We start from the raw sequence: 5351 nt of genomic DNA on the forward strand, positions 1-5351 counted from the left end.
GCGCGACGCTGTAATGCTTTGAATTGCGGTCCAAGGCGATGTGAAAGCTCGGTTGTCTTGAAAGTCCTCAGCCGGCCAGCGACTGAGGCGGCTGGTTCACGCTGTAACGCGCTTCCCGAAGGCTCTTTTTGAGGAAGATGGTGTTCTCGTCAGGATCGGCCGAGGGATCCTGGAAAGCGATATGATTGATCTCGATGCCGGCGTGATCTTCGGCAAGGGTGAGCTGCGCGTAGACGGTGACGCCGCGCGGTTTGATTTCCAGGTCGAGAACGACTTCGGGCTTGCCACCCCACTCCAGCGTATAATTGCCGCCCAGGCCGAAATTCACCGTGCCCGGATGAAAGAAAAGCTCCGCCGCCGAAGCGACGAGATCGGAAAGATTGCCGTAATACTCGAAGCGCAGCAGTGAAATAAGGTCAGAAGCATCCAGAAGGCGCAGTTCAGTGGCGACCGGGCTGATCGCGTCTGCGAGGATCTTTTCACGCTGGGTAGAGTGGGGGCATTTTTTCATTCGGCTTATCTGACCCGTTTGTTCTTGGCGTCTGCGGCGTAGACCCGGTGGATGAGCTCCGCAACCGCCTTATAGAAGACTGACGGGATGACACTATCGATCGAGACTTGCGCAAACATGGAGCGCGCAAGCGGCGGATCCTCGAACACCGGTATGCCGTTCTGCTCGGCAATCTCTCTGATTTTGAGCGCAATAAGGTCCTGACCCTTGGCCAGCACCACCGGCGCATCGTTCTCTTCACGCGCGTAACGCAGCGCCACCGCATAGTGCGTCGGGTTTGCAATCACCAACGTCGCGCGGTGCACGTTGGCGATCATGCGCCGGCGCGCGCGGTCGCGCATCAGCGAGCGCTGCCGGCTCTTGACGAAGGGGTCGCCCTGCGCCTGCTTGTTTTCTTCCTTCACCTCGTGCCGCGTCATCTTCAGCTCGGTGAACCAGTGATGGCGCGTCCAGAAAAGATCGGCGATTGCCACGATCGCGGTGGCGATCAGCATGACGATGATGATCTTGCGCATCGCTGCCATCATTCGCACGAGAATCGTCTGCGGATCGGAGAACATCGCGTCGATCGAGCCGAAATATTCGCTCCTGAGCACGAAGAACAGGATCACCCCGACGACGACGACCTTGAACAGCGACTTTCCGAATTCGACCAGGCCGGGCACGCTGAAGAGCCGTGACCAGCCTTTGATCGGCGAGATACGCGAGGCCTGCGGGCGGATGCGTTCAAGCACCAGTGTCGGCAGATTCTGGAAGACGGAGGAGGCGATGCCGAACACCATGAACAGGATGAAGGCGGGCGCCACCAGCGCCGCACTTGCCCAGCCGAGCCGCCCGAACAGCGCCAGCACATCCGGCCCCGTCTCGATCTTCCATTGATCGGGCTGTTCGAAGATGTCGCGCAGCGTTTCACTCATGCGTCCGACGCTGTCGGGAAGGAAGAATACGAGGTAAATGAAGGTCGCGAGGATCGTCGCAAAGATCGAAAGTTCGCGCGAAGACGGCAAGTTGCCCTTTTCCGCGGCATCGCTTTGCTTTTTCGCGGTTGGGGCTTCTGTTTTGCTGTCCTTGTCATCGTCTGCCAAGTCGCGGCCCTCCGTCAAAGAAATAGGCCGCAGCTAATGCATCCCGCCCAAAAAGGTGCAGCGGTTTTGCGATAACGACAGGCATCAGAACAAAGATCTAAAGCGCGTCGCAGGAACCGAGTTCTATGCGACGCGCTTTAGAGCGCGGTCTATGGCTGGAAGGGTAGTCGCCTGTGGCACGGCGATCAACAGCCGCCTTTCGGCATGCCGGATTTGTCAACAGTCTCGACGTGCCGATGCATGTCGCCTGGAAGTGTGCAGCGGTTTCGGGATAACGACGTGCATAAAACAAGGAACTAAAACGAGTCGCATGAATCAGTTCACTGCGACGCGTTTTAGGCGGCCGCCGAAGCGTCGCCTTCCTTTTCCTTGAGCTCGATCTGGCCGGAATTGGCCAGGCGAATCGCCTCCTGCGCCACGGCGCGGCGGGCAATCGCGATCTCGCGCGGATTGACGCCGCCCATGCCGCTCTGCAGATCCGATTCGATCATGCGGCGCTGACGTGGGCTGATGGCGGAGAGAACCGATTCGCGAATCTCGGGGGGCGACCCGCGCAGCGCGACGGTGAGCACATCCGTCGAGATGTCGTTGAGCAGCATGACGCGGCTGCGCTGCGGCATGTACATGAGGTCTTCGAACAGGAAGATCTTCGGGCGAACCTTGTTGACCGACTCGCGGCTGATCGATTCGAGCGAGCTGAGCAGCGTGTCGACCTGCGGCTTGTCGAGCTCGTTCATGAGATCGGCGACCTTCGTCGAGCCGGCGGCATTGCGCTCTGCCTCGACCTCGGCAAGCAGCGTCATGACCTGGTTTTCGATGATCTGCGCAGCCTTGGGGCTGACCGCCTTCATGTTGACCGTTCTGTTCATGATGTCGGCCCGGCGGTTGTCGGGAAGCTGCAGCAGCACCTTGGCGCCGAAGGAGGAGGGCATCATCGAAAGAATATAGGCGACGGTCTGCGGATGTTCGCGCAGCAGGAACTGTGCGACGAATGTCGGCTCCGCCTCGCTGAGGCGATCCCAGATCGAGGTTTCGTAGGCCTGGAATGCGGTGCGGCGGCCGAGCAGGCTGTCGACTTCGTCGGGCGTCAGGCCCTCTTCCAGAATGGCCTCGATCGCCTTGGCGTTGTCCATCAGCCCGGCACCCTCGGTGAAGAGGTCTTCGAACTCGGAGACGAGCAACAGCAGCTCGTCCGGCGGAATGGCGCGCAGCGACTGGGCGGATGAGATAATGGTCTGCAGTTCGGCCTGGGTGAAATACTTCAACAGCCGGCCGGCGACTCCCTTTCCCATAGCGAGAAGAACAGCCGCCGCCTTTTCAGCCTGGGTCAACGGTTTCCCGGCTAGCGCGCCGCCGAAATCGTCAAAGTCCATCATGGTCTAACCTCTCCGTCCCACACAGGGATCAGGCTTTTTTCGTACTCAAAACTTCTATCAGTTTCACACCGAATCGCGTGTCGTCGTTATCAAGCACCGTAATTTCGCCGCGGGCAATCCTGCGGCCATTCACCATGATCTCGACCGGTTCGCCGATCTTCTTGTCGAGGGCGATCGTCGCCCCTTCATTGAGGTTCATCAGGCCGGAGACCTGCATGCGGCTGGTGCCGAGCATGATCTGGACGTCGATCGGGATGTCCATGATCAGGTCGAAGTTGGAATTCAAAGCGCTGCCGAGCGGGGCCGGCGACGCCTCGAAGGAACTGCTGCCGAAATCCATGCCGGCAGCCGGGCTGGCATCGCCGCCGCCGAAGTCGCCGCCGAAATCGTCGCTGCCAAAGGGGGTTTCCGAAGTCTCGCCGCCAAAGGCCGCCAGGTCCGTTCCTGCTGCGAAGGGGTCGCTCTGCAGGTCGTCGCCAAACTGCGACAGGTCGCCGTCGGCATCCTGCTTCAGCACGCCGCGCAGATCGTCGATCGCCTGATCGAGATCCGCTTCGCTGCCCGGAAGATCCAGGGAGAGGTCGCTGTTCTGCTGTGTTTTCTTCGTAGCCATGAAATCACTATTCCAGTTGAAACTTGCCTCAAACTGCCTTTGCAGCCCAAAAGCCAGAGAACCGATTAATTCATTAAATGACGGATGAGTTCATCATCCGAGTTCATCGTATCCTTGACGCGGACCATGTAGTTTTCGCCTGAACGCCCGAACTCGCACACATACAATTCCTTGCTGTTGGCGCTGACCTCGACACGCACGTCGCCGTGGTCGCGGAACGGAATGACGTCGCCGACCATCAGCTTCGATATCGTGCGCAGCGTCAGGTCCTGCAGCCTGATCTTGGCCTCGAGCGTGACATGTGAGCGGCGGACCTGGTCGCCGAGCTGTTCGGTCCATTCCGCTGAGTTGCTGCTGGCCTGGCGTTTCGGCTTCGGCGGCGTCACCTTGGTCTTGAGCAGTGCCGTCTGCGGAACGATCAACGAAAATTCCGAAACGATGCCGGCAAGCGCGATCGACATGTTGATGGCGGCCGCGAATTCATCCGGACGATCCTCCTGCGGCCGGGCGCGCATGTCATGGGCGTGCGGAGCCGAAAGGCTCGGTTCGAAACCACCCGGCGCGTTGACCGCCGAGCGCAGCACCTTGGCGATCTTGTCGAAGACCATGACCGCCAGATCGAGCTCGATGATCGAAAGCATCCGGTCGGCCGGTTCCTCGATCGTATCGGCGGTGGCGCCGAGCAGATGCTCCATCAGCGTGATGACGAAGCCGTTGCCGCAGGCAAGCGTAATGTTCTGCGACCAGTTGCGCAGCGTCGCGTCGACGAGTGTGACGTTCGCGCTCAGGTCTTCGATGAGGTGGTTCTTGTAGCCGATCTCGCAGCCGAGATAGTTGACCGTCACGTCGAGGCCGGTCTCGCTTTTGATGACGTCGGGAAAGAATTCACTGTAGATTTCCCCGAAGGAACTGCAGATCTTGGCGACCCTGCCTCTGTCGCCAAGCCCGCCTGTCAGCTTGGCGAGGAGGGCAGGATCCATTGTCGGTTTGTCGTGCGAAGCATTGCTCATAGTCATTTAAGCCGCCTTGTTTTCGCCACCTGGGTTCATCATTTCCTGCTCGACCGCATCGATGGACGGACGCTCGTAAGCCGAGATCGTCTTGCGGCCGTATTCGAGAGCGACCTGCGGCACCGAGCCGTTCATATAGGCAAGCAGTGTCTGCTTGACGATGACGTAGAGGCGGTGCTGCTTGTTGCGCACGACCTTGATCTGAGAGACCAGCGGCGAGCAGACGCAGTAGGACAAGAGAATGCCGAGGAAGGTGCCGACGAGCGCCGAGCCGATCAGGTGGCCGAGCACTTCAGGCGAATCGTTGATGTGGGCCATCGCCTTGATGACGCCGAGAACGGCCGCGACGATACCGATCGCCGGGAAGGAATCGCTCATGATCTGGATCGAGTGGTAGGGCTTCATCTTGTCGTGCATGATGGTGTTGAGCTCTTCGTCCATCAGCGCCTCGATCTCGTGGCTGCGGGCGTTGCCGATGATGATCAGGCGTACGTAGTCGCAGATGAACGCCGTCAGCTCCTTGTTCTTCAGAACCGTCGGAGCCGCCTGGAAGATCGTCGATTCGGCCGGATTGTCGATATGGGCTTCGATTTCGTTTCGCGACTTGGTGCGCAGGTCGCGCATCAGCGAATAGAGCACGCCGAGCGTATCGAGATAATTGCGTTCCTTCGGCACGGCGTGCCTGAAGGCTTCGCTGAGCGCCTTGCCGGAGTCCTTCACCACCTTCATCGGGTTCGCCATGATGAAGCTGCCGAG

The 5351-nt window shown here is 59.6% G+C and carries 6 protein-coding genes; all 6 read right to left on the bottom strand.

The genetic code is table 11. The features are described 5' to 3' along the window. Nucleotides 1–67: 67 nt before the first annotated feature. Nucleotides 68–511 carry a hypothetical protein gene (locus tag AC1D1Z_RS33555; RefSeq protein ID WP_130715626.1) on the bottom strand — a complete coding sequence of 148 codons (444 nt, stop codon included), beginning with the start codon at nt 509–511 and terminating at the stop codon, nt 68–70. Nucleotides 512–516: 5 nt separating this feature from the next. Continuing rightward, entirely contained in the window at nt 517–1596 is a 1080-nt protein-coding gene (gene flhB, locus AC1D1Z_RS33560) for a flagellar biosynthesis protein FlhB (RefSeq protein ID WP_018445817.1), read from the bottom strand. Nucleotides 1597–1931: 335 nt separating this feature from the next. Further along, complete coding sequence (fliG, locus tag AC1D1Z_RS33565) at nt 1932–2972, bottom strand: flagellar motor switch protein FliG (RefSeq protein ID WP_003545520.1); 1041 nt, start codon at nt 2970–2972, stop codon at nt 1932–1934. Between the two features lie 28 nt (nt 2973–3000). Beyond that, entirely contained in the window at nt 3001–3585 is a 585-nt protein-coding gene (fliN, locus tag AC1D1Z_RS33570; protein WP_047622533.1) for a flagellar motor switch protein FliN, read from the bottom strand. Nucleotides 3586–3650: 65 nt separating this feature from the next. Further along, entirely contained in the window at nt 3651–4601 is a 951-nt protein-coding gene (locus AC1D1Z_RS33575; protein ID WP_130728880.1) for a FliM/FliN family flagellar motor switch protein, read from the bottom strand. Next, nucleotides 4602–5351, bottom strand: a 750-nt coding sequence (gene motA, locus AC1D1Z_RS33580) for a flagellar motor stator protein MotA (protein ID WP_477853151.1), incomplete at its 5' end; no start/stop codon positions are given.

The sequence above is a fragment of the Rhizobium sp. P1_E1 genome (genome assembly GCF_056406015.1).